This is a genomic window from Shimia sp. NS0008-38b (assembly GCF_040370365.1).
Lineage (GTDB): Bacteria > Pseudomonadota > Alphaproteobacteria > Rhodobacterales > Rhodobacteraceae > Shimia.
Window position 1 is genome coordinate 156,899 of sequence record NZ_BAABWQ010000001.1, and the last position, 22,844, is coordinate 179,742.

At 52.7% G+C, this 22,844-nt stretch carries 21 protein-coding genes and 1 tRNA gene; 13 read left to right on the forward strand and 9 right to left on the reverse strand.

Annotation, left to right across the window (positions count from 1 at the left end; all coding sequences use genetic code 11):
* Nucleotides 1-148 precede the first annotated feature (148 nt).
* Nucleotides 149-1,363, reverse strand: a complete 1,215-nt coding sequence (locus tag ABWV47_RS00765) for an NADP-dependent isocitrate dehydrogenase (protein ID WP_353307927.1) — start codon at nt 1,361-1,363, stop codon at nt 149-151.
* A gap of 250 nt (nt 1,364-1,613) precedes the next feature.
* On the opposite strand from ABWV47_RS00765, the gene ABWV47_RS00770 reads away from it, so the two are divergent.
* Both ABWV47_RS00770 and ABWV47_RS00775 read left to right on the forward strand, forming a co-directional pair.
* Nucleotides 1,614-3,443, forward strand: a complete 1,830-nt coding sequence (locus tag ABWV47_RS00770; RefSeq protein ID WP_353307928.1) for a glycerophosphodiester phosphodiesterase family protein — start codon at nt 1,614-1,616, stop codon at nt 3,441-3,443.
* Complete coding sequence (locus ABWV47_RS00775) at nt 3,430-3,999, forward strand: hypothetical protein (protein WP_353307929.1); 570 nt, start codon at nt 3,430-3,432, stop codon at nt 3,997-3,999. Before ABWV47_RS00770 ends, ABWV47_RS00775 begins: the two co-directional genes overlap by 14 nt.
* On the opposite strand, the gene ABWV47_RS00780 is transcribed toward ABWV47_RS00775, so the two are convergent.
* Genes ABWV47_RS00780 through ABWV47_RS00790 form a run of 3 tightly spaced genes read right to left on the reverse strand, consistent with a single transcriptional unit; the run spans nt 4,000 to nt 5,470 of the window.
* Nucleotides 4,000-4,581, reverse strand: a complete 582-nt coding sequence (locus tag ABWV47_RS00780; protein WP_353307930.1) for an HD domain-containing protein — start codon at nt 4,579-4,581, stop codon at nt 4,000-4,002.
* Complete coding sequence (locus ABWV47_RS00785; RefSeq protein ID WP_353307931.1) at nt 4,578-4,814, reverse strand: hypothetical protein; 237 nt, start codon at nt 4,812-4,814, stop codon at nt 4,578-4,580. The genes ABWV47_RS00780 and ABWV47_RS00785 overlap by 4 nt, the downstream gene beginning before the upstream one ends.
* Nucleotides 4,814-5,470, reverse strand: a complete 657-nt coding sequence (locus tag ABWV47_RS00790) for an alpha/beta hydrolase (protein ID WP_353307932.1) — start codon at nt 5,468-5,470, stop codon at nt 4,814-4,816. Before ABWV47_RS00790 ends, ABWV47_RS00785 begins: the two co-directional genes overlap by 1 nt.
* A 161-nt stretch (nt 5,471-5,631) precedes the next feature.
* On the opposite strand from ABWV47_RS00790, the gene iscR reads away from it, so the two are divergent.
* From iscR to ABWV47_RS00845, 11 genes are all read left to right on the forward strand, one after another.
* On the forward strand, nt 5,632-6,096 hold the full coding sequence (iscR, locus tag ABWV47_RS00795) for a Fe-S cluster assembly transcriptional regulator IscR (protein WP_353307933.1): 465 nt from the start codon (nt 5,632-5,634) through the stop codon (nt 6,094-6,096).
* Nucleotides 6,093-7,136, forward strand: a complete 1,044-nt coding sequence (locus tag ABWV47_RS00800; protein WP_353309528.1) for a cysteine desulfurase family protein — start codon at nt 6,093-6,095, stop codon at nt 7,134-7,136. Before iscR ends, ABWV47_RS00800 begins: the two co-directional genes overlap by 4 nt.
* 36 nt (nt 7,137-7,172) lie before the next feature.
* On the forward strand, nt 7,173-8,696 hold the full coding sequence (gene sufB, locus ABWV47_RS00805) for a Fe-S cluster assembly protein SufB (RefSeq protein ID WP_353307934.1): 1,524 nt from the start codon (nt 7,173-7,175) through the stop codon (nt 8,694-8,696).
* On the forward strand, nt 8,696-8,899 hold the full coding sequence (locus ABWV47_RS00810) for a hypothetical protein (RefSeq protein WP_353307935.1): 204 nt from the start codon (nt 8,696-8,698) through the stop codon (nt 8,897-8,899). Before sufB ends, ABWV47_RS00810 begins: the two co-directional genes overlap by 1 nt.
* Before the next feature lie 66 nt (nt 8,900-8,965).
* Nucleotides 8,966-9,721, forward strand: a complete 756-nt coding sequence (gene sufC, locus ABWV47_RS00815) for a Fe-S cluster assembly ATPase SufC (protein ID WP_353307936.1) — start codon at nt 8,966-8,968, stop codon at nt 9,719-9,721.
* Nucleotides 9,721-11,007: a SufB/SufD family protein gene (locus ABWV47_RS00820; protein ID WP_353307937.1), complete on the forward strand. Its 1,287-nt coding sequence runs from the start codon at nt 9,721-9,723 to the stop codon at nt 11,005-11,007. Before sufC ends, ABWV47_RS00820 begins: the two co-directional genes overlap by 1 nt.
* Entirely contained in the window at nt 11,007-11,492 is a 486-nt protein-coding gene (locus ABWV47_RS00825) for a YIP1 family protein (protein ID WP_353307938.1), read from the forward strand. Before ABWV47_RS00820 ends, ABWV47_RS00825 begins: the two co-directional genes overlap by 1 nt.
* Entirely contained in the window at nt 11,489-12,070 is a 582-nt protein-coding gene (locus ABWV47_RS00830) for a YIP1 family protein (RefSeq protein WP_353307939.1), read from the forward strand. Before ABWV47_RS00825 ends, ABWV47_RS00830 begins: the two co-directional genes overlap by 4 nt.
* Before the next feature lies 1 nt (nt 12,071).
* Nucleotides 12,072-13,292 (forward strand): cysteine desulfurase, encoded by a 1,221-nt coding sequence (locus ABWV47_RS00835; RefSeq protein ID WP_353307940.1) that lies wholly within the window; start codon nt 12,072-12,074, stop codon nt 13,290-13,292.
* 54 nt (nt 13,293-13,346) lie between these two features.
* Nucleotides 13,347-13,423, forward strand: a tRNA-Arg gene (locus ABWV47_RS00840).
* 501 nt (nt 13,424-13,924) lie between these two features.
* Complete coding sequence (locus tag ABWV47_RS00845) at nt 13,925-17,437, forward strand: calcium-binding protein (RefSeq protein ID WP_353307941.1); 3,513 nt, start codon at nt 13,925-13,927, stop codon at nt 17,435-17,437.
* A gap of 4 nt (nt 17,438-17,441) precedes the next feature.
* Here ABWV47_RS00845 and ABWV47_RS00850 read toward each other — a convergent pair whose 3' ends face one another.
* From ABWV47_RS00850 to ABWV47_RS00870, 5 genes are all read right to left on the reverse strand, one after another.
* Nucleotides 17,442-18,047, reverse strand: a complete 606-nt coding sequence (locus ABWV47_RS00850; protein WP_353307942.1) for a nucleotidyltransferase family protein — start codon at nt 18,045-18,047, stop codon at nt 17,442-17,444.
* A gap of 37 nt (nt 18,048-18,084) precedes the next feature.
* Entirely contained in the window at nt 18,085-20,502 is a 2,418-nt protein-coding gene (locus ABWV47_RS00855) for a GcvT family protein (protein ID WP_353307943.1), read from the reverse strand.
* A 214-nt stretch (nt 20,503-20,716) separates the two neighbouring features.
* A complete protein-coding gene (locus ABWV47_RS00860) occupies nt 20,717-21,127 on the reverse strand; it encodes a Fur family transcriptional regulator (protein WP_353307944.1) in 411 nt (136 codons plus the stop codon).
* Between the two features lie 109 nt (nt 21,128-21,236).
* Nucleotides 21,237-22,082, reverse strand: a complete 846-nt coding sequence (locus tag ABWV47_RS00865; protein ID WP_353307945.1) for a PhzF family phenazine biosynthesis protein — start codon at nt 22,080-22,082, stop codon at nt 21,237-21,239.
* A 22-nt stretch (nt 22,083-22,104) separates the two neighbouring features.
* Nucleotides 22,105-22,809, reverse strand: a complete 705-nt coding sequence (locus ABWV47_RS00870) for an endonuclease/exonuclease/phosphatase family protein (RefSeq protein ID WP_353307946.1) — start codon at nt 22,807-22,809, stop codon at nt 22,105-22,107.
* Between the last annotated feature and the right edge of the window lie 35 nt (nt 22,810-22,844).

The window sequence follows — 22,844 nt, forward strand, 5'->3', positions numbered from 1 at the left end:
TTAACAAATCTGCTGTAAGGCGACTGAAATGGGGCAGAAATATGATTGTGTCTAGCGTATGAATTGCAAAGCCGTCATGCAAATATCGAAACCCGAAAATAGTTGGGCGATCTGAATGCCGCCCAACTATTTGGCAGTGAAATGCCGGTTAACCCGCCAATGCCTTGTTGAGGTTCTCGTCGATCTTCTCCAGGAAACCCATTGTTGTCATCCAACCTTGGTCTGGGCCCACAAGAAGCGCGAGGTCTTTCGTCATATGACCGCTTTCAACCGTTTCCACGATAACACGTTCCAGCGTTTCAGCAAAAGCGCGTAGGGCAATGTTCTCATCAAGCTTTGCGCGGTGCTTTAGTCCTCCAGTCCATGCAAAAATCGACGCGATGGAGTTCGTGGACGTCGCTTCACCTTTTTGGTGTTGACGGTAGTGGCGTGTGACCGTGCCATGGGCAGCCTCAGCTTCCACGATTTTCCCGTCCGGGGTCATCAGTTGGCTTGTCATCAGGCCCAGCGAACCAAAGCCCTGAGCGACGGTGTCTGATTGAACATCACCATCATAGTTTTTGCACGCCCAGACAAATTTACCGTTCCATTTCATCGCGCATGCAACCATGTCGTCGATCAACCGGTGTTCATACCAAATGCCAGCGGCTTTGAATTTCTCTTCGAACTCTTCTTCAAAGACTTTCTGAAACAGGTCTTTGAAGCGACCGTCATAGGCTTTCAGAATGGTGTTTTTGGTGGACAGGTAAACCGGCCAGCCAAGGTTAAGACCGTAGTTCAGCGACGCACGTGCAAAATCGATGATCGAGCTGTCGAGGTTGTACATGGCCTGATAAACACCGGCGGACGGCGCGTCGTAGACTTCTTTCTCGATCACTGTGCCGTCTTCGCCCACAAACTTCATGGTCAATTTGCCTGCACCAGGAAAGGTGAAGTCCGTCGCTTTGTATTGGTCGCCGAATGCGTGGCGTCCTACAACAATCGGAGACGTCCACCCAGGAACAAGACGCGGCACATTCTTACATATGATGGGTTGGCGAAACACCACGCCGCCCAAGATGTTGCGGATCGTACCGTTGGGCGAGCGCCACATTTGCTTCAGGCCGAATTCCTCAACCCGCGCTTCATCAGGTGTGATGGTGGCACACTTTACGGCTACGCCGACTTCTTTGGTTTTTTCAGCGGCATCAATGGTGATCTGATCGTCAGTGCGATCGCGTTCTTCGATGCCCAAATCGTAGTAAAGAAGATCAAGGTCAAGGTAGGGTAGGATCAACTTGTCTTTGATGAACTGCCACATAATGCGGGTCATTTCGTCGCCGTCCATTTCGACAATGGGGTTATCGACTTTGATCTTGGTCATTGGGGTCTCCTGGTCACCGAGTCGTCTAAGACTCTCCTAAGGTATGTCGCCGCATTTGGAAAGCTCTGTATGCGATGGTATACAATTTTACCTGCAGCGTGTTTTGGGTACTTTTAACAAAAAATGTGCGCGGACCCATTGTGTAGCACTCTTGAGCGCTCCTCAGTTTTTTGCCCCGAATTTTCGAGTCTCGACCCAATAGGACACACCGGATAGGGTCGCTTTATCGATTTGAACTTAGGAGCCATTTATGCGGCACGCTATATTAGAAGTCTTAAAACACTATGGCGTTGCATGGCGATTGCGCATGTCGTTTGTGAAATCTCACTTGGCGTTTAACATTTTGTTGGCGGCGGTTTTTACACCCATGATGGCGGCGACTATATTTGTTGCATTGAAGATGTCAGGTAAGCCAGCTTTGGCCGATTTTGACATCGCTCTGTTTTTGGTTTCACCGATAGGGTTGGTATTTGGTGTCATTTTGGCAGGATTGGCAATTGTGTTGTTGGTCTTGGATGTGTCTTTGATGATGGCCGTTGCTCTCAAAGACAGGCAGGGTGGCTCAACTCGGCTTTCGGACGGGATTGCAATGGTGATCCCTCGCTTACCGCTTGTATTCGGTGTGGCAGTTCAAATTGCCTTGAGATTGTTGGCGATTATGGCACCGTTTTTGGTGGTCAGTGGTGGCGCGTATGCGATGTGGCTCACCGAATACGACATAAACTACTATCTTAGCCAGCATCCGCCGGAGTTCGTCCGCGCAGTTGTTGTGATTGGAATGACGCTTGTTGCAATGATAGCCGTCGCCGTATGGCGCAGTCTTGGCTGGGCATTGGCGGTCCCGTTGGTGCTGTTTGACGGGCAGGCACCGCGAGAGGCTATGCGTATCAGCCAACGCGACATGAAGGGGCGCCGGTTGTCGTTTGTTTTGCGGTTGTCCTTGTGGGCGGCAGTTGGTGCCGTGATCAGTTTGGCGGTCTTGACTCTGGTTGGCGCCGTCCTGCAACTTGGATTGATTTTGGTGCCATCCGGGCTGCGGTATGTTGCATTATTTCTTTTATTTTCAATGATTTTGTGGTCGTTGTTGAACCTTTTTTTGACGGCCATCACAACCGGTGCATTGGCGGTGTCGATCATGGAAATATCGCATTGGCCTTCGGGCAGTGTGGAAAAATCGCAACCGTTGCCGCGCGGTGTCTTTGTTGCGGGAATATGTGTTGCTTTGGCTGCTGTGGTGTTTGGGGGCTTTGGGGTGGCAGGGGTGATGGGCGTCGATCAGACACGTCCTGTTGCAGTGATTGCCCATCGGGGCGCTGCTGGTGCACGTCCCGAAAACACCATGGCGTCGGTACATAAGGCCTTAGAGGATCAAACGGATTGGATTGAGATCGACGTTCAAGAAACTGCGGATGGCAAGGTCGTGGTCATCCACGACAGCGATTTCATGAAGGTGGCCGGAAACGGAACCAAAGTTTGGGACGCCACCTATGAGCAGCTTGGTGAGATTGATATTGGAAGCTGGTTTGACCCCGCATATGCCGATGAACGCACGCCATTGCTAAGCGAAGTTTTATCGGCAGCCAAAGACAAAGCAGGCGTGATCATTGAGTTGAAATACTATGGTCATGATCAAGACCTTGAGGCGCGGGTCGCACGGATCGTTGAGGAAACCGGTATGGTCGATCAAGTCCAGATTATGTCGCTGAAATATGACGCAGTACAGAAAATGCGTGCGCTCCGTCCTGATTGGTCGGTTGGGTTGCTGGCTTCTGCATCGCTTGGCAATATGTGGAATTTGGACGCTGACTTTTTGGCTGTGAACAGTGCCACGGTGTCATCGCGGTTTGTGCGCTCTTCGCACGAGTCGGGAAAAAACGTATATTCATGGACAGTCAACGATGCCTTGTCGATGTCCGCGATGCTGTCTTTTGGGGTAGATGGTCTCATTACCGATGAACCCGCATTGGCCCGCCAAGTTGTGGCAGATCGTCATGAAATCAGTGGAGTCGAGCGGCTTGTTCTGGGACTGGCTGGCAGGATTGGGCTCGATTTGCCGGAGCAGGGCGATGAAGTATTTTAGAGTCCTCTGCGCCGGTCTGATTTTGGCGAGCGCCGGGGGCGCGTTGGCGCAGGATCAGCCGCTCCAAAAGGGAAGTTTGTCGTGGACGGCAAAAGTTGAAGTTTGGCGGCATGCAAGGCTCGAAGCTGTTCGTGCCAAAGATGACAGTCAGTTGAATGCGTTTACCACAGATGGATGCTCTGGGGGAATGTCAGCCGCATGGATGGCGTTGGCCGAGACTTTTCCGTCTTTCTATCAAACATTTGAGCACCAAGCGCCGTGGCACAACTGCTGTGTGGTTCACGATAAAGCCTATCATCTTGGAGGGGCTACATCTGATCCACAGGCGAGTTTTTATGCGCGACTGCGTGCGGATGAGGCGCTACGACACTGTGTAAAGCAGGTGGCAGACTCCGAGAGTGGCGCGTTGTCACGGCAATACAGCCAGTCGCCACAAGATATTGAAACTGTCATAAACTTTGTTGCAGATCGAATGTTTGAAGCGGTGCGGGTTGGTGGCTTGCCGTGTTCCGGGCTGCCATGGCGTTGGGGATACGGCTGGCCACAGTGCTGGTAGTTAGGCTCGTTGATCAAACCAAGTTGCAATGCGGGATTTTAGATGCTCCCAAAGCGCCGGTGCGCCTTTGGCAACTTTCCAACCGACACGATCTTCGAGTTGTTCACGGGACACGTTGTAGTCCACCCAGCTTTGCCCGCCAGTTTCCAGATTGCTGAGAACAGGCTGCACGCGATCGATGCTTTTTGCATACACCGCGTCATTCGTTTCAGCGGCCTCAAATTCTTTCCAAAGCGCGAGAAATTCCGCTGCCTGGTCTTGCGGTAACATTCCAAACAGGCGGTCGGCTGCTGCGTTTTCAGCGGCTTCGGTGGATGCGATGTCATGGTCGCCATGAATCGGGCTGTCGCCGACATCAATCTCGACAAGGTCGTGGATCAAGAGCATTCGAATGACTCGATCAATGTTGATCGACTGGCTGGCGTGTTCCTGCAGGATCAGCGCAAAAAGCGCGATGTGCCAACTGTGACTGCCACTGTCTTCAAAGCGGTGACCGTCCATGACCTTCGTTGCGCGATAGACCGACTTGAGTTTGTCAGCTTCGGTGAGAAACGCCAATTGGCGATCAAGGCGACCTGTCATTCTGTTTGGGCCTTAGCCGTGCGGGCGTCTTTGACTTTGTTGACAAGAAAGGCGCGTGCCTTTTCCTCAGACATACGCACGCGGACTTCTGTCAAATAAGCTTCTTCAAGGGACTGGGACGACGCGGCCAGAATATTGCCAACTTCTACGAACAAACGTTCATCACCCAGCTCTTTCTGAGCCTTTAGGGTGTCGTCAGCAAGCTTCGCAGCCAGCGTCTCCAGTGTGCTCATCAGCGGCTACTTTCGGTCAGACGTCGTTTCACATAGTCAGTCACGTGACCAGTCATTTGATCCATATGTTCTTCGGTTTCGAAGAAATGCCCAGCACTCTCAATCTCTGTGTGGGTGATCGTGATCCCCTTTTGCTCATGTAGCTTGTTTACAAGCGTGTGCGTTTCGGCGGGCGGAGCAACGCGATCATTGGTCCCGTTGATGATCAGGCCAGAGCTAGGACAGGGTGCCAAGAAAGAGAAGTCATACATATTTGCTGGGGGTGCAACTGAGATGAAACCAGTGATTTCCGGGCGGCGCATCAACAGCTGCATGCCAATCCAAGCTCCAAACGAGAAACCAGCAACCCAACAATGTTTGGAGTTGTTGTTCATGGACTGCAAATAGTCGAGGGCTGAGGCTGCGTCAGACAGTTCACCGATACCCTGATCGTATTCGCCCTGAGAGCGGCCGACACCACGGAAGTTGAACCGCAAAACGGTGAACCCCATGTTGTAGAAAGCATAGTGCAGATTGTAGACGACTTTGTTGTTCATCGTTCCGCCAAATTGCGGATGTGGATGCAAAACGATCGCAATCGGCGCGTCTTTTTCTTTTTGCGGGTGGTAGCGGCCTTCGAGGCGGCCTTCTGGTCCTGGAAAAATCACCTCGGGCATGTTTGTCGTCTATCTCCCTCAAAAGGTGGCCGTGTATTCTTGACGAATTTGCTTGGCTACCTTAGAACGCTTCTAAATCTATTTGACGCGTTTGCGCCGTTTGGGTTCTAGCGACTTAAGCACAGTGGCGGCTGAGGTCAATCAATTCGAAGGGGAGTGTGATGAAACTGTCGACAAAAGGCCGGTATGCGGTTGTCGCTTTGGCCGATATTGCATTGCAACCCATCGAAGATTTGGTGAGTCTGAACGAAATTGCCAAGCGCCAAGACATCTCGCTGCCCTATCTTGAACAATTGTTTGTAAAGCTGCGCCGGGCCGGTTTGGTCGAATCTGTGCGTGGGCCGGGCGGAGGCTATCGCCTTGCCCGTTCGAAATCTGACATTCGTGTTGCCGACATTCTGGCCGCAGTCGATGAAACAGTTTCAGCGTTGCACACCGGCGCAGGCGCGAGCGGAGGGTCTTGCGGCTCACGTGCGCAATCGATGTCCAATCGGTTGTGGGAAGGATTGTCAGCACATGTTTATGTCTTTTTGCACCAAACACGCTTATCGGACATCGTTGAAAACGATCTTGCTCCATGCCCCGCTGTGCCAACACTGTTTTCTGTGGTGGACGAAACCATCTGATGCGAGCCTACCTTGATCATAATGCCACAACGCCGTTAAGGCCTGAGGCCAAAGACGCGATGATCGCGGCGATGGACGTTGTCGGGAATCCGTCTTCGGTGCACGCAGAAGGACGTCATTCCAAAAGTCTACTGGAGCGTGCCCGCTCAGACATTGCCAGCGCATTTGGCGCGGACGGAGCAGATGTGATTTTCACATCAAGCGCAACTGAGGCTGCTGCTTTGGCCTTAAAAGGTCGCCATCTTCATGGTGCGGACATAGAGCATGATGCGGTGGGCGCCTGGATTGAAGGTGACCTATCTGTTTCGGCGGATGGTGCGGTTGAGATTTTGGACCCGTCGCAAAGCTGTGTGCAGCTTGCGAATTCAGAGACCGGTATTGTTCAAAACTTGCCTGAGGGTCTCGCGGTAAGTGACATGACGCAGGCTTTTGGCAAACTGCCGCTTGCCTTCAACTGGAGCGGCGCGCAAATGGCGCTGATTTCCGCGCACAAGCTCGGCGGGCCAAAAGGTATTGGTGCTTTGGTTGTGAAACGCGGCACAGAAATTGCTGCGCAGTTGCGTGGCGGCGGTCAAGAAATGGGACGGCGTGCCGGTACCGAAAACATCATTGGAGCGGCCGGATTTGCAGCGGCAGCAACTGCGGCGGCACATGACCTTGCGAGTGGCGTCTGGGATCGGGTTGCAGAGTTGCGAGATTTGCTGGAAGAGAGACTTGCTGTTGATACCAACGACACCATCTTTGTCGGGCAGGGCGCGCGACGACTTCCCAACACCAGCTGTATTGCGACAGCGGGTTGGAAGGGTGAAACGCAGGTGATGCAATTGGATTTGGCAGGCTATGCGGTGTCTGCTGGGTCGGCCTGTTCCTCCGGCAAAGTCCGGGCGAGCAAGGTGCTGACCGCGATGGGTTTTGATGACTCGATAGCCGCAAGCGCGATCCGGGTCAGTCTCGGCCCTGCGACAACAGAACAGGACGTGATGGGGTTTGCCGACACATGGCGCGCCATTCAAAGGAAACATCTTGCGCGCTCTGCATGAGAGCTCCGCAAACAAGCGAACAGACAGGAGTAGCCAATGGCCGCTATCGACCAGACACAAGTAAAAGAAGGCGTCGATCAGGAGACTGTAGATGCCGTTCGCGAAGTGGGCGGAAAGTACAAATACGGTTGGGAAACTGAAATCGAGATGGAATATGCCCCCAAAGGGCTGACCGAAGATATCGTGCGCCTGATCTCTGAGAAAAACGATGAGCCGGAATGGATGACAGACTGGCGTCTTGAGGCCTACCAGCGCTGGCTAACCAAAGAAGAACCAGAGTGGGCGATGTTGGACTATCCTGAAGTGGATTTTCAGGATCAGTACTATTATGCGCGTCCAAAGAGCATGGAAGAGAAGCCAAAATCGCTTGATGACGTGGATCCTAAGCTCCTGGCGACCTATGAAAAGCTGGGTATTCCGCTGAAAGAACAAATGATTTTGGCTGGCGTCGAAGGTGCAGAGAACGCACCGGCCGAAGGACGCAAGGTGGCTGTGGATGCGGTGTTTGACTCGGTCTCCTTGGGCACCACCTTCCAAGACGAGCTGAAAAGCGCTGGGGTGATTTTCTGTTCCATCTCCGAGGCAATCCGCGAGCACCCTGAATTGGTGAAGAAGTACCTCGGTTCCGTGGTGCCTGTGTCTGACAACTTCTACGCCACATTGAACAGCGCTGTTTTCTCAGACGGGTCGTTTGTCTATGTGCCGCCCGGCGTGCGCTGCCCGATGGAGCTGTCTACCTATTTCCGCATCAACGCGGAAAACACAGGCCAATTTGAGCGTACATTGATCATCGCGGACAAAGGATCATATGTGTCTTATCTAGAGGGCTGTACTGCTCCTCAGCGTGACACCAGCCAGTTGCATGCCGCGGTGGTCGAAATCATCATCGAAGAAGATGCTGAGGTAAAATACTCCACCGTTCAGAACTGGTATCCCGGCGATGAGAACGGCAAGGGCGGCATCTATAATTTTGTGACCAAACGCGCGGATTGCCGTGGCGATCGCTCCAAAGTGATGTGGACCCAAGTCGAAACTGGCTCTGCGGTAACATGGAAGTATCCATCTTGCATTCTGCGTGGAGACGACAGTCAGGGCGAGTTCTACTCGATTGCGATTACCAACCACCATCAGCAGGCAGATACCGGCACCAAGATGGTGCATTTGGGCAAGAACACCAAATCGCGCATCGTTTCCAAAGGCATCAGCGCTGGTGTGGCGCAGAACACCTATCGCGGTCTGGTGTCGATGCATCCAAAAGCAAAGAACAGCCGTAACTACACCCAATGTGACAGTTTGCTGATTGGCGACAAATGTGGGGCACACACGGTGCCGTATATCGAGGTGAAGAACAACTCTTCGCGCGTGGAGCATGAGGCAACGACGTCTAAAGTGGATGACGAGCAGATGTTCTATTGCCGCCAGCGTGGCATGGGGGAAGAAGAGGCCGTGGCCTTGATTGTGAATGGTTTTGCCAAAGAGGTGCTTCAGGCTCTGCCGATGGAATTTGCCATGGAAGCGCAACAACTTGTGGCGATTTCGCTGGAAGGGTCTGTGGGCTAATGGAAACGATTCATGCACTTATGCAGCAATCCGCAGGCGTCGGGGCTGGCATTGCGCTTGGCTCGGCCGTGGGGTTCGGGATTCGCAAAAGCCGTACGGGTAGCTCAGATGGGTTGCTGGCTGGATCGGTTTTTGTGACCTCTGCCATCTGCGGAATTGCCGCGATGAGCGTGATGATGGTGATGACATACGTGTTTGGCTGAGGCCAATTCACATCAAAGAAATATGACCGAGCGCCTGGCGCTTGAGGAAACGCGAAGGAATACAAGATGTTGGAAATCAAAGGCCTAAAGGTCAAACTTGAAGACGAAGACAAGCAGATCCTGAAGGGTGTGGATCTGAAAGTGGAAGCGGGCAAAGTGCACGCAATCATGGGTCCTAATGGTTCAGGTAAATCCACGCTGTCTTATGTGCTGTCTGGCAAAGACGGCTATGAGGTCACTGACGGCGAAGCCACTTTGGCGGGCGAAGACCTGCTTGAGATGGAAGCTGAAGAGCGCGCGGCTTTGGGACTGTTTCTGGCGTTTCAGTATCCGGTGGAAATCCCCGGTGTTGGCAACATGACGTTCCTGCGCACTGCGGTGAATTCACAGCGCAAAGCACGCGGCGAAGAAGAACTGTCTGCCGCAGATTTCCTAAAAGAAATCCGTGCAAAAGCGAAAACACTGAAGATCGATGCGGACATGCTAAAACGTCCGGTCAATGTGGGCTTCTCCGGCGGTGAAAAGAAACGCAACGAGATCCTTCAGATGGCGATGCTTGAGCCAAAGATGTGTATCTTGGACGAAACAGACTCCGGTCTGGATGTGGATGCGATGAAACTGGTGTCTGAAGGCGTAAACGCTCTGCGTGACGCTGGACGTGGTTTCCTTGTGATCACGCACTATCAGCGCCTCTTGGATCACATCAAACCCGACGTTGTGCACATCATGGCGGATGGCCGTATCATTAAAACTGGTGGCCCAGAGCTTGCGCTTGAAGTTGAGAAGAACGGCTATGCAGACATTTTGGCGGAGGTGGCGTAATGGCCGCTTTGGCAAAGAAACAAGAGGCTGCAGCAGCGCGTTTGGACACCATGTCCTTGCCTGTTGGTGGCCAGTGGGCTTCGGAGGCGCGCAAAACAGCGCTCGCACGCCTCACTGAGATGGGTCTGCCGGATCGTCGCGATGAATACTGGCGCTACACTCGTCCGGATTCTTTGACGCAATCAGAAGTGCCCGCGGCGGCGGTTTTCGAAACCGGCGAAGCGCCACTGTTTGACAGCTTTGATAGGATCAAAGTGGTGTTTGTCGATGGCGTGTTTGATGCGGAGCAGTCCGACGATCTCAGTGCTGAAGGCATGACAATCGAACGTTTGGTCGATGCCGCGGCAAAAGACATCCATTGGGCCAAAGATCTATATGGTACGTTGGAAACCAACGGGCAGACACCTGTTGAGCGCCCGTTGGCGGCGATGAATACTGCTTTTGCCACAGATGGCGTTGTGATCCATGCCACGTCTAAGGTCAGTAAGCCGGTGAATTTGATTTACCGTCACAAGGCACCAACATCTGATGCCATCCTGCACCACCTTGTAAAGCTTGACGCTGGTGCGGAAGTGACCATTTTGGAGAATGGTCCAGCTGCGGCGCGTTTGAACAAAGTCATGGAAGTAGATGTGGCCGACGGAGCAACGTTCCACCACGTACGTGCCCAAGGCCGTGATCATGAGCGCCGTGCAGTGACTCACATCTTTGGTCGTTTGGCGACTGAAAGTGTGTTCAAGTCGTTCACACTTACCGTCAATGGTCGTTTGACACGGAATGAAGCCGTGCTTGAACTGACGGGTGATGATGCTGTGGCCCACGTCGCAGGTGCGTGTTTGGGTGACGGCGAGTTCCACCATGATGATACGGTGTTCGTGACACATGACGCGGTGAACTGTGAAAGTCGCCAGGTCTTCAAGAAAGTGCTCCGTAACGGTGCGATTGGCACGTTTCAGGGAAAAATTCTGGTCCAGCCCGACGCTCAGAAGACCGATGGCTACCAAATTAGCCAGTCTCTGCTTTTGGATGACGACAGTCAGTTTCTCGCAAAACCTGAGCTTGAAATCTACGCTGACGACGTAGCTTGTTCTCATGGGTCAACCTCCGGTGCGATCGACGAAGATGCTCTCTTCTATTTGCGCGCTCGCGGCGTGCCAAAAGACATCGCAACGGACCTGCTGGTGATGTCCTTTGTGGCGGAAGCAATCGACGAAGTTGAAAGCGAAGCGCTGCGCGATGAGTTGATCGCCCGTTTGGAAGGCTGGTTGGAGCGTCGGCGCGACTGATGTCGTTTGTACGCGATATTGCCATGAGTTACCGCGCACCACGGACTGTGGTGCGCCGGCTTTTGGACATGGGTGAACGTGAGGATCGTGCGTTTGCGATCCTTATGGGCGCCTGTGTCGTGATTTTTGTGTCCCGTTGGCCTGCATTGGCGCGAGAGGCGCATTTGAAGCAAACAGAGTTGAACCCACTGTTGGGGGGCAGCTTGTTTGCATTGTTGTTCATTTTGCCGCTGTGCGCCTATTTGCTCGCGTTTGTAAGCCATCTGTTTCTGAAGCTGTTGAGGCGTAAACAGACGGCTTTTGGCGCGCGTCTGGCACTGTTTTGGGCACTTGCTGCGACCGGACCCATCTACTTGCTTGTTGGGCTTGTGGAAGGGTTTGTGGGAGATGGTGCTGCGCTCGGCCTTGTCGGCGTGGTTTGGTTGGTGGCATTTCTTTGGATTTGGGTGTCCGGTTTGATTGAAGCGGGTAGGGCAGCAGCATGAGAGCTCAACTGAGTGCCCTATTGTGGCTCACCATTCGGGACCCGGCCGAAGCCGCACTTGTATTGCTTGGAATACCTGTTTCAAGGAACGTCGGCTGGCAAAATCTTGCTCTTGGTGTTGTGCTTAATACATTGGCGGGCATTGTGATGCTCGCTGTGTTTCCGCTCCCCGCAGAGATGCAAGCGCCGTTTCTTAACAAGCCACTTCTATATGCCTTGGTGTTTGGAAGCGTTTTTGTGATTTTGGTGTTCTCCCTTTTTTGGGGCGGGCGCGCAATTGGCGGCCGTGGTCGGTTCGAAGATGTGCTTTTGGCCATTGGCTGGTTGTTACATGTCCGATTTGTAGTTCAAGTCGCATCGCTTCTGTTGATGCTGGCGATGCCAGGCTTTGCCTTGATTTTCGTGCTTGGAGTAGGGCTGTACTCAATTTGGGTGTCTTTGAACTTCATAAACGTGGTTCACGGCTTCAACAGCTTGATGAAAGCGGTGCTTTTGTCGGTGATCACCATGGTTGGGATGTTTGCCGGAATGATACTTCTATTGTCGCTTGTCACAGCGACAGCGATTGGGATGCCCTGAGATGTACGACGTAAATGAAATCCGTTCTGATTTTCCAATTCTCAGCCGAGAGGTGAATGGAAAGCCGCTTGTCTATCTCGACAATGGTGCATCTGCACAAAAACCGCAGGCCGTTATCGATGCTATTTCACAGGCGTATTCTGAGGAATATGCTAATGTTCATAGAGGTTTACACTTCCTATCCAACCTTGCGACGGACAAGTATGAGGCTGTGCGTGGCACAATCGCAAAGTTCCTCAATGCAGGGAGCGAGGATGAGATTGTCCTGAACTCCGGCACCACCGAAGGCATCAATATGGTGGCTTATGGTTGGGCGATGCCGCGCATGGAAGCGGGCGATGAAATTGTGCTTTCCGTGATGGAGCATCATGCCAATATCGTTCCTTGGCACTTTTTAAGGGAGCGTCAGGGCGTTGTGCTAAAATGGGTGGACACCGCGCTTGATGGGTCGCTAGATCCGCAAGCGGTGATCGATGCCATTGGTCCAAAAACTAAGTTGGTTGCAATCACTCAGTGTTCAAACGTCTTGGGCACCATGGTTGATGTGAAGGCGATCACACAAGCCGCCCACGAACGTGGTGTTGCGGTGATGGTTGATGGCTCTCAGGGGGCGGTTCATGCCCCGGTTGATGTTCAGGACCTTGGTTGCGATTTTTACGCTATAACCGGGCATAAGCTCTATGGGCCGTCAGGGTCAGGTGCAATCTTTTGCAAGATGGACCGCATGAAAGAAATGCGCCCGTTCATTGGGGGGGGCGACATGATCAAAGAGGTCAGTCGTGATACGGTGATTTACAATGATCCCCCTATGAAATTCGAAGCTGGTACGCCGGGTATTGTTCAAACCATCGGGTTTGGCGTCGCATTGGAGTATATGATGTCTCTGGGTATGGAGAACATCGCGCTACATGAGGCGAAACTGCGGGATTATGCGGTGCGAAAATTCGCGGGTTTGAACTGGATGCAGGTTCAAGGTACCACGCCTGACAAAGCGGCGATCTTCAGCTTTACGCTCGATGGGGCCGCGCATGCACATGATATCTCGACCATTCTGGACAAAAAGGGCGTTGCAGTCCGAGCCGGCCATCACTGCGCCGGACCTTTGATGGATCATCTGGGCGTGTCTGCGACCTGTCGTGCTAGTTTTGGGCTATACAACACCACCGAGGAGGTTGACGTGCTTGTTGACGCATTGGAACTGGCACATGAACTCTTCAGTTAAGCATTCATTTTGCGATTGCGGGGCATAGCCACACTGGCTATACCCCGAACTCAGGCACCTGTAGCTCAGCTGGATAGAGCGCTGCCCTCCGAAGGCAGAGGCCAGAGGTTCGAATCCTCTCAGGTGCGCCATCTTCCCAACTCAATGTTTTTACTTAGCCTAAAGTCGCGAATCTCTTTGGGTCTGTCGACTCAAATGAGACCTTTTGAAGCCTTTGTTTGTTGGGGTCTGGCACCGCGGTGGCCTAAATGTGGCGGCAATTGGGCATGCCGTATCTTCTTAAAATTTTGACAACATTGGGTTTCGAAAGTCTTGCCAAAACCGCTGCTAAAAAGTGCATTTTATCAGTCGCTTACATTCAGTTTCATTTGTTCTAAATTACGCCTCAAATTCTGCTCGATGTGTTTCTAGTTTGTTTTGGTTTCGTTAAGTCCCCCGGCCTACCACTGTATGTGGGATTTGTAGCGGTCCGTAAGGGCCATATCGTGGGGATACAGGTATGTTTCTCAAACAGAATTGCTTTGCCAAAAGCATGACGCATAGAGCGTCGACTACGTACTCAGAACGGTACGCAGTCAAGCGAATGGACTTTATCCAAGCCACCAGCTCGTAACGCTTCTGAGGACTGATTTATGCCTATTACCATTACTGTGGACCGCAGTAGTGCGCCGGTAGAGGTGCGCGAGGATATGTTTGGGATCAACCTTCTTGGCTCGACCAATGAGGAGAATGGGGTTCCCAACGATCTGTTCGTGGATGCTGTTGATCTGGTCGGGGGTACGCGTTTGCGTTATCCTGGAGGGCGGGCCGCATCTGAGAACATTATCGAATTGGACCGCAGCCAATCCGGCTCAGATCAACTACGGGAAGATCTGCGTAACTATTTGGATTGGGTGAAGGAAACAGGCACGCGCACTACGCTGGTTGTTGCAGCGCTCACCGATGAAAACGCCGATCAACGCGATGTTCAGGATTGGGCGGAACTCATGTTGGCATACATGGGTGATCAGGCACACTTGATCGTTGGCTACGAGATTGGGAATGAATTTTGGGCTGAGATTGACGAAGTCGAGTATGGGACGCACGCCTATGACATTGCCAAAGCTCTTGGTACAGCGTCTGTGGATGGCTATCAGCCGGATATATGGGTCCAAACATCAAATGTTGTCGGTAGCGCATCGAACTACAAAGGCGGTAGCTACGGTTCCGTTAGCGACAATGATGCCATTGCGGCAATGGGGCACTGGGACGAGGAGCACCGTCCAGACGACTGGTCTGACAGCCAGAACGCCGAGCAATACTACCGCAGCCTAAGCAACTTTCATCAGCGCGTAATCAAAGGCAATCTCGAATTGATGGAGCAGTTGGATGATGATCACGACATCACCAACGGGTTCCAAAATGACAGCGCTTCCGCTGGGATCGACGGCATTATTGCGCATTACTACTACGATGATGATGTTGAAGGTTATGATCTAAGCGAGCAGTCTACGCGGTCTGAAATCAAGGCTCTGGATTTGAGGTTTTCCACATGGGAAGCCATGATGCCTCAAGACATAGACATTCAGGTTACCGAGTGGAACGTTGAGACCAACATATGGTCTTGGATGGGTCTCCGAGGCGCTGGTGTTGTCGTCGAGCAATTTGAGAACATGATGGAAATGGGCGTAGACGGCGCCGATTTTTGGACTCTGCGCCATAACACGACAACGGCTATCGCAGGTGGTAACTCTGACGCCGGTCCGGTGCAGCTAACACCTGCCGGGTTGGCTGTGAAACTCATGGCCGAAAGCTTGGTAGGCCACGAAGACACTATGTATAGCGTGTCACTTGGAGGGTTTGATCCCACGGAATTGGAGGTCAACGGCTACAGCAACGGGTATCGAAGTGTCGTCTACGTTACCTCCCATAGCGACCAGTTCGGTGAAGGTTTCACTCTTGATCTCTCACAGCTTGCTGGTCAGGCGGTGGAATGGTCTGGCCGCATTATTGGGATCGACTTGGACAGCTCGGACGGTTTCAGCGACAATGCAGCATATGACGCAAACGGTGATCTGGTCTCACGGTTACCGAAACGAAAAATCGAGGATTCTGAACGGCAGGATCTGATAGACGTGCTTGGTGACGCATATGACTCATCTTACTTTAAGTTGAGTAATGGAAATTGGACCACTTATCTTCCTAAGCCTGAAGATATCTATGTTTTGCCCGGCGTCGGGACACCTAACAATCTTGATGATTTCTATTTTGTAACTGAAACCGATGTTGCGGGATCTTTGACCGCGGTCACGCAGTCTCAACTGGGCAGCAGCGTTTCCAATTTGTCCTTTGACCTTGATCCCTACGAGGTGATCGAGATCGTCATTGAGCATGCAAATGTATTGTCGGGAAGCAGTTCTTCAGAGACCATGTACGGCGGCAGTGGCGTAGATGATTTCTTTGGTAGCGGTGGCGACGACTATCTGCGCGGATATGATGGTATGGACGTGCTGGTTGGTGGAACTGGACACGATACTATTTATGGCGATGGCAACAATGACCGTTTGGAAGGGAAATCCGGTAACGATCGGCTCTATGGGGGCAGTGGCGACGACAAGCTGATTGGCGGAGATGGCAACGACTATCTGCGCGATGAAAATGGCAAAGATGATTTTTTCGGCGGCAACGGAAGTGATACTGTTTCTTACTGGGGCCATAAGTACGGCGTGGAAGTCAATCTTGGCACGGGCGCGAATTCCAGTTCTGATACGTATGACAGCATAGAAAACCTTTATGGATCTGATCTGGCCAATGACACCCTGTGGGGAGATGGCGTTGACAATCTTTTGTATGGCGCAAGTGGTGACGATCGGCTCTATGGTCAGGCCGGAAACGATACACTGAAGGGGGGCGACGGAGACGACTATCTCAGGGATGAAAACGGACGTGATGTTTTTATTGGGGGAGATGGGCAAGATACAGTTTCGTACTGGGGACACAAATATGGTGTGACCGCGAATTTGACTACGGGCGCCAATTCGAGTTCAGACAGCTATGACAGCATTGAACACTTTCTCGGCTCCAATATTGCAAATGATAAGTTTTACGGCAATCACCTTGGCAATCACTTAGATGGGGCCGGGGGTGATGATACACTCTATGGCTATGGCGGTGAGGATTCACTGGTCGGCGGTTTGGGTACGGACCGGCTTTACGGCGGGTCCGGGAGTGACACGCTTGAAGGCGGCGCAGGGGATGACTACCTGCGAGATGAAAGCGGCGCTGATTACTTCGTAGGTGGGGATGGCGTGGATACGGCCTCTTATTGGGGCCACAAGTCGGGTGTTTCCGTCAATCTGCTGACAGGTGAAAACACGAGTGCGGATGCTTATGACAGTATCGAGAATTTGTTGGGGTCCAATTTGGCGGCGGATACGCTTATTGGTGACCATGGCGCAAATCTACTAGACGGCGCGGCCTACAACGATGTTCTGTCAGGCAACAACGGGAATGACACGTTGTTTGGTGGGTCAGGAAATGACCACCTCTATGGCGATGCGGACGACGACAGGCTGTACGGAAACAGTGGCAACGACACAATGGACGGTGGTTCAGGTGATGATTATCTGCGCGATGATGCCGGTCGAGATACGTTTGACGGAGGCGCCGGTCAGGACACAGTCTCTTATTGGGGCCACACATCTGGCGTGACCGTGGACTTGGGTACGGGTGCCAATTCAAGTGCGGACACGTATATTGATATTGAACATCTATGGGGTTCTAATGTTGCGGCGGATCATCTCACCGGGAGTTCTGGCGACAACTTTTTGCGCGGTGCAGGCGGTGACGATACATTGATCGGTGGCGCGGGCAATGACACATTGCGTGGTGACGGTGGCAATGATCGAATGGAAGGCGGAGATGGCGTCGATGCCTTTGTTTTCCAAGACAGTTTCGGTCAGGATACCATTGTTGATTTCGCCACATCCGGCGTATCGGATGTCATCGATTTTTCCGAAGTTTCGTCTATCTCAAGCTTTTCCGATCTGATGAACAGTCATATTGTCCAATCTGGCGTCGATGTGGTCATTTCGGTCGGTGCCCATTGGATCACATTAGACGACGTGGATCTAAACGATCTCAGCGCAGATCATTTTGTGTTCTGAAATCTCAGGTGGTTGTCGGTGCAGATTTAGATTTGCGCCAACTGACCCACTGCTCAGGGGTATCTAAATCCGTCAAGGCGTGTTCATTGGGCAGTGCAATTGTCTCGATCACCCCCTGCTTGCGCCGCAACACATCCCGTGCGCCGATGTCTCCACACAGAGCTCCCAACTCAACAAAACAAGATTTCGGGAACAGCACAGGATGCCCCGGTTGTCCTGTTTCAGAAACCCCGCGGAAGATCGTTTCTGGCGCGGCAGAGTGCGCATTTGCAAACAGTTGTAAATCTTCCGCGCTAAGATCCGGCATATCTGCCGGGAAGATCACCACACCAGAGGCCGTTGGATGGAGAACATCAATGCCCGCGCGCAGGGAGTGTGCCATTCCCAAATAGGCATCTTGTACCAACGCCGTTGTCACTTTGAGTCCGTCAAGCGCTGCCAGCCGTTTGGCGTTCTTGGGCGGTAAGGTCACAATGACTGTGTCACAAACATCTAGAGAACGCATTGCCAGCGTTCGCAACAGTGGCGCACCGTCGACCTCCTCAAGTAATTTGTCGCCCCCTCGCATGCGAGAGGATGCACCGGCTGCAAGTAATAAAATTGACAGCATAGTAGGCTGGGTTCCCAGAGCGTTGCTTTACGCGATATTACCCGCGCATGCAGGCTCCGTCTGCATCAAAAAGCGCCTTATCAAGAAGTGTGGCCGGGCGCATTTGCCCAAGGATCTCGATCTCCACAGAAAGGCCGTTTGAAATCTTGTCCGTCGGGAGGAACCCAAGCGCGACAGATTTCTTACTGTAGTGGGAGTAGCCGCCCGAAGTGCAGAAACCGACCACCTCTCCGTCGAGCCAGATCGGCTCGTAGGCATGTACATCGGCATTGTCAGCTTTAACTTCAAATGCACATAAGCGGCGGGTTGGCCCTTGCACACGTTCTGCCTCAGCGGCAGAGCGGCCAATGAAGTTATCCGATTTATTGAACGAGATGAAGCGGTCAAGACCGGTTTCCGCGGCGGTGTAGTCCGGCGAGAACTCAGACAACCAAGACCCAAAAAATTTGTCCAGTCGCAGTGACATCATCGCTCGCATGCCAAAAGGTTTCATGCCCAACGGTTCACCCGTTTCCCACAGGATGTTCCAAAGCGCGCGCTGAGCCATTGGATCGCAATAGATTTCAAATCCGAGATCACCGGTGTAGCTGACTCGTTGCACGATACAGTCGACCATACCAACCATCACCGGTCGCACGTCCATGAAGGCCATTTCGGAGATGTCATCACGCGTGCAGGCTTGTAGCACGTCGCGCGCCTTTGGGCCCGCAATCTGGAAACCGTTTAGCTGATCTGAAACGTTTTTGACGTGTACCCCTTCGGCCTCATTCTTTTCAAACCAGCGCATATGGAACGCTTGTGAGCCGTAGGACGCGGTCAACTGGAAAGCATCGTCAGACAGACAAGATACTGTGAAATCACCAATGAGGCGGCCTTTGTGTGTTAGCATCGGAGTCAGACACAGACGGCCTGGCTTCGGGATGCGCCCGGCCATGATTTTGTTCAACCAGTTCCGCGCATTTGGCCCCGCTATCATGTATTTGCCGAAGTTATGTACTTCGTTGATGCCAGCTGCATTGCGCACGGCGTCGACCTCGCGTGCCGTCGCTTGAAAAGCGTTGGACCGACGGAAAGAAGGGGTCTCGAAGCGCGGCTCATCGCCACGTGCAAAATAGTTCACCACTTCGAGACCAAACTGTTGTCCCCAGACTGCCCCCATTTTGTCAAAAGTGTCATACATTGGCGTCTGGCGGAAAGGACGTGCGGCTGGCAACTCTTCGTTAGGGTAAGAAACGGAAAAACGTTTTTGATAATTTTCGATCACCTTTGGCCGGGTGTACCCGGGTGTTATCCAATCGCCGAACCGCGCACAATCCATGGCAAATGTGTCGCGTTCACATTCCCCCTCAACCATCCATTGCGCCAACATCAAGCCAACGCCGCCACCTTGGCTGAAACCGGCCATTACAGCGCAGGCTGACCAGTAGTTGCGCATCCCCGGAACCGGTCCAACCAATGGGTTGCCGTCTGGCGCAAAGGTAAACGGGCCATGGATCACAGACTTCACACCTGCAGTCTCAAGGGCTGGAAAACGGGCATAGGCAAAGTTGATGCTGTCTTCGATCTTGTCGAAGTCATCCGGAAGCAATTCGTGACCAAAGTTCCAGGGCGTGCCATCCACAGCCCAGGGGCGACAACGTTGTTCATAAAACCCAATACAAAGCCCACGTCCTTCCTGACGCAGGTAGCTTTCGCCCGCTGGATCCATAACATGCGGGTGTTCTTTGCCGTCTTGCATCATCTCTTTGATTAGCGGCACGTCTTCGGTGACGATGTACTGGTGTTCCATTGGGTGCAGTGGGAAGTATACGCCGGCCATTGCCCCCACTTCACGCGCCCAGAGACCCGCTGCGTTGACAACATGCTCTGCGTGAATTGTGCCCTTGTCCGTAACAACATCCCATGTACCGTCAGGCCGTTGTTTGGTTTCAATGACCTTGGTGTGGGTTTGAATTGTCGCGCCCCCCAAACGAGCAGCCTTCGCGTAGGCATGCGTCGTACCTGATGGATCCAGATGCCCATCCAGTGGATCATATAGCGCCCCAATGATGCCCTCGACATTGGTGACCGGTGCGAATTTTTTGATCTCTTCGGGTGTAATGATCTCGGTCTCTAACCCCATAAACCGATGTTTGGCGCGCTCGGCCAACAGCATGTCAAACCGTTCTCGGTTGTCCGCCAATGTCACACCGCCAACATGATGAAGCCCGCAGGACATACCTGTCAGCTCTTCGAGCTCGCGGTACAGGTTAATCGTGTACCCTTGCAGCGCCGCCATATTGGTGTCGCCATTCAAGGTGTGAAACCCGCCAGCAGCATGCCAAGTCGATCCAGAAGTCAGCTCTGAACGCTCTAGCAACATGACGTCGGACCACCCAAGTTTGGTCAAGTGATACAAAACGGAGCAGCCAACCACGCCACCCCCGATAACGGCGACTCGTGTCGTCATGTCCATCGGCTTCTCCTTGTCGTCTGTTAAACTCAGCAACTTCGAACTGGACTAAATCGGCAAGTCGGAATGCGACAATGTTTGTCGCAAAATTAACTTATGAGGCCTGAACGAAGACGGAAACAAGGAACATCGCCGCCCAAATGCAAAAAAACCTCCCGCCGTGCGAGAGGTTTGAAACGTTGGGCGCAGGCACAATCCTAGCTGAATGCGTGAGCGGCTATTTTTTCAAAGGTACGCCGTAGAGCTCCAAACGGTGCCCCTTGAGTTTGTACCCGAGTTTTTCAGCTATTTTCTCTTGCAGCGCTTCGATCTCTGGGTCGACGAACTCAATCACTTCACCTGAATTGATATCAATCAGGTGATCATGGTGTGCCCGCTCCGCATCTTCGTAGCGCGCACGACCATCACCAAATTCCAGTTTGTCCAAGATGCCCGCTTCTTCAAATAATTTCACGGTGCGATATACTGTGGCCAAAGAAATGCCAGCGTCACGTGCAGAGGCCCGTGCATAAAGCTGTTCAACGTCGGGATGATCGGTGCTGTCTTGAAGCACGCCAGCAATTGTCCGGCGTTGTCCGGTCATTCGAAGGCCTTTGGACTCGCAGCGGTCTAAGATGGTGTCGCACATGGCTTATCCGTATATTTGGCTTCGATTTACGTCTGGCTTTCCTGTGTATCCAAACCCAGAACCGGATTCCACCGTTTTTGTGATTGGAGCTCAAAAAGACGCCAACGGCTTAAGCAAATGAGAACGCGCCTTCCATCACTCGCACGGCATTGCCTGAAACAGTGACACCATTGCTGTCGGCTACAACAGAAATTGCGCTGGGGCGGCCCATATCTTCACCTTGCAGAATCGAGAGCGTTACTGGAGTGCTTTCGATTTTGGCCAAAAGCGCTCCGAGAGTGGCGCACGCACTGCCGGTTGCGGGATCTTCAGGGATGTCATCTAGCGGTGCGAACATCCGTGCGAAAACCTGCGATCCTTCGCGGACATAGGCGAATTGAGCAAAGTCCAAGCTAGACGGATGTGCGTCACGTCCACGTCGAAATGCGGCAATGTCGGGGGTGAGTGATGCAAGGCTCTCGCGGTCCTTGAGTTGTGTGATGGTGAAAGCGAGACCCAAAGAGGCCATACAAGGCGGATGAACCGAAAAGTCGATCGCATCTGTGGTTTTTCCCAAGGCCTCCGCAACCAAAGTGGGGTCTGGATCCGCCAAATGCTCAAGCGGAGCTTGTGTTAGGAACTCTGCGGATGACTCTGAAATTTGGCACGTGATCGGTCCAACCCCAAGCTCAAACGTCAAAGGTCCTTTGGCACCTTCATCCCTAAGTGCCAGAGCGGTTCCAATCACAGGGTGCCCGGCAAAGGGGATCTCCATGGTCGGCGTAAAAATGCGCACCCGCGCCGTATGCTCCTCCGACTCTGCCGGATACACAAAGGTTGTTTCGGAGAAGTTGAACTCGCGTGCGATCTTCTGCAAGGTTTCTTCAGCAATATTTCTTGCATCAGGGATGACAGCTAAAGGATTGCCACCGAAAGGTGAGTTCGTGAACACGTCGTAAACGAAATAGCGGGTCATCAAACGTTGAGTCCTTGAGTTTTTACGCTGTGAGCGCGGTTTCATGTTGCAGATCAAAGTCCAGCCAAATCGGAAGGTGATCAGATGCAGCTTGTGCAGGGCGGCGTGTAAGCACGCCATTGTCACGCGGTAAAATCCCAGAGTTTAAGGCAAAGCCGTCTAGTGCCGCTATGGGTCTTGGTGCTGGAAAGCTATGGGGTGTGCGGATGAAATCGAACCCAGGTGTGGCTGCATCAAGTGCTGCTTTAGATCCCCATTCATTGTAGTCACCTGCCAATAGTGTTGGCATGGGTTCCAAACGCCTTAGCACGCGAGAAATTGCGTTCAATTGAAGCAAGCGATAACGGCGAATGAGTCCGAGATGAAGACCGATCACTCGAAGGGGTCCGCTTGGAGTGAGCAAATCTGCGCAAATGGCCCCGCGTGGCTCAAGCCCGGGAAGATGGATGCCTTTTGCCTTTGTGACCTCGATAGTGGGACGCACAAGCATGGCGTTCCCGTGCCACCCTAAGGACCCATGTGGTTGACCAAAGTCCACCGCAACGAAACCCTTTTGGGCCACAAGTTCGCGTGGCAAAGCTGCTGGTCGGGGCGGCATGCGTTTGTCCGCTTCTTGCAGCACGGTAATGTCGGCGCGCAGTGCACGTATGACAACCATAGTTCGCGCCGGCCGACGCTGTAGGTCTATCCCCACGCATTTTTGTAGATTGTAAGTGGCAATACGCACTGGGTTTCCCGCGCTGGCATTCAAACATATTCACT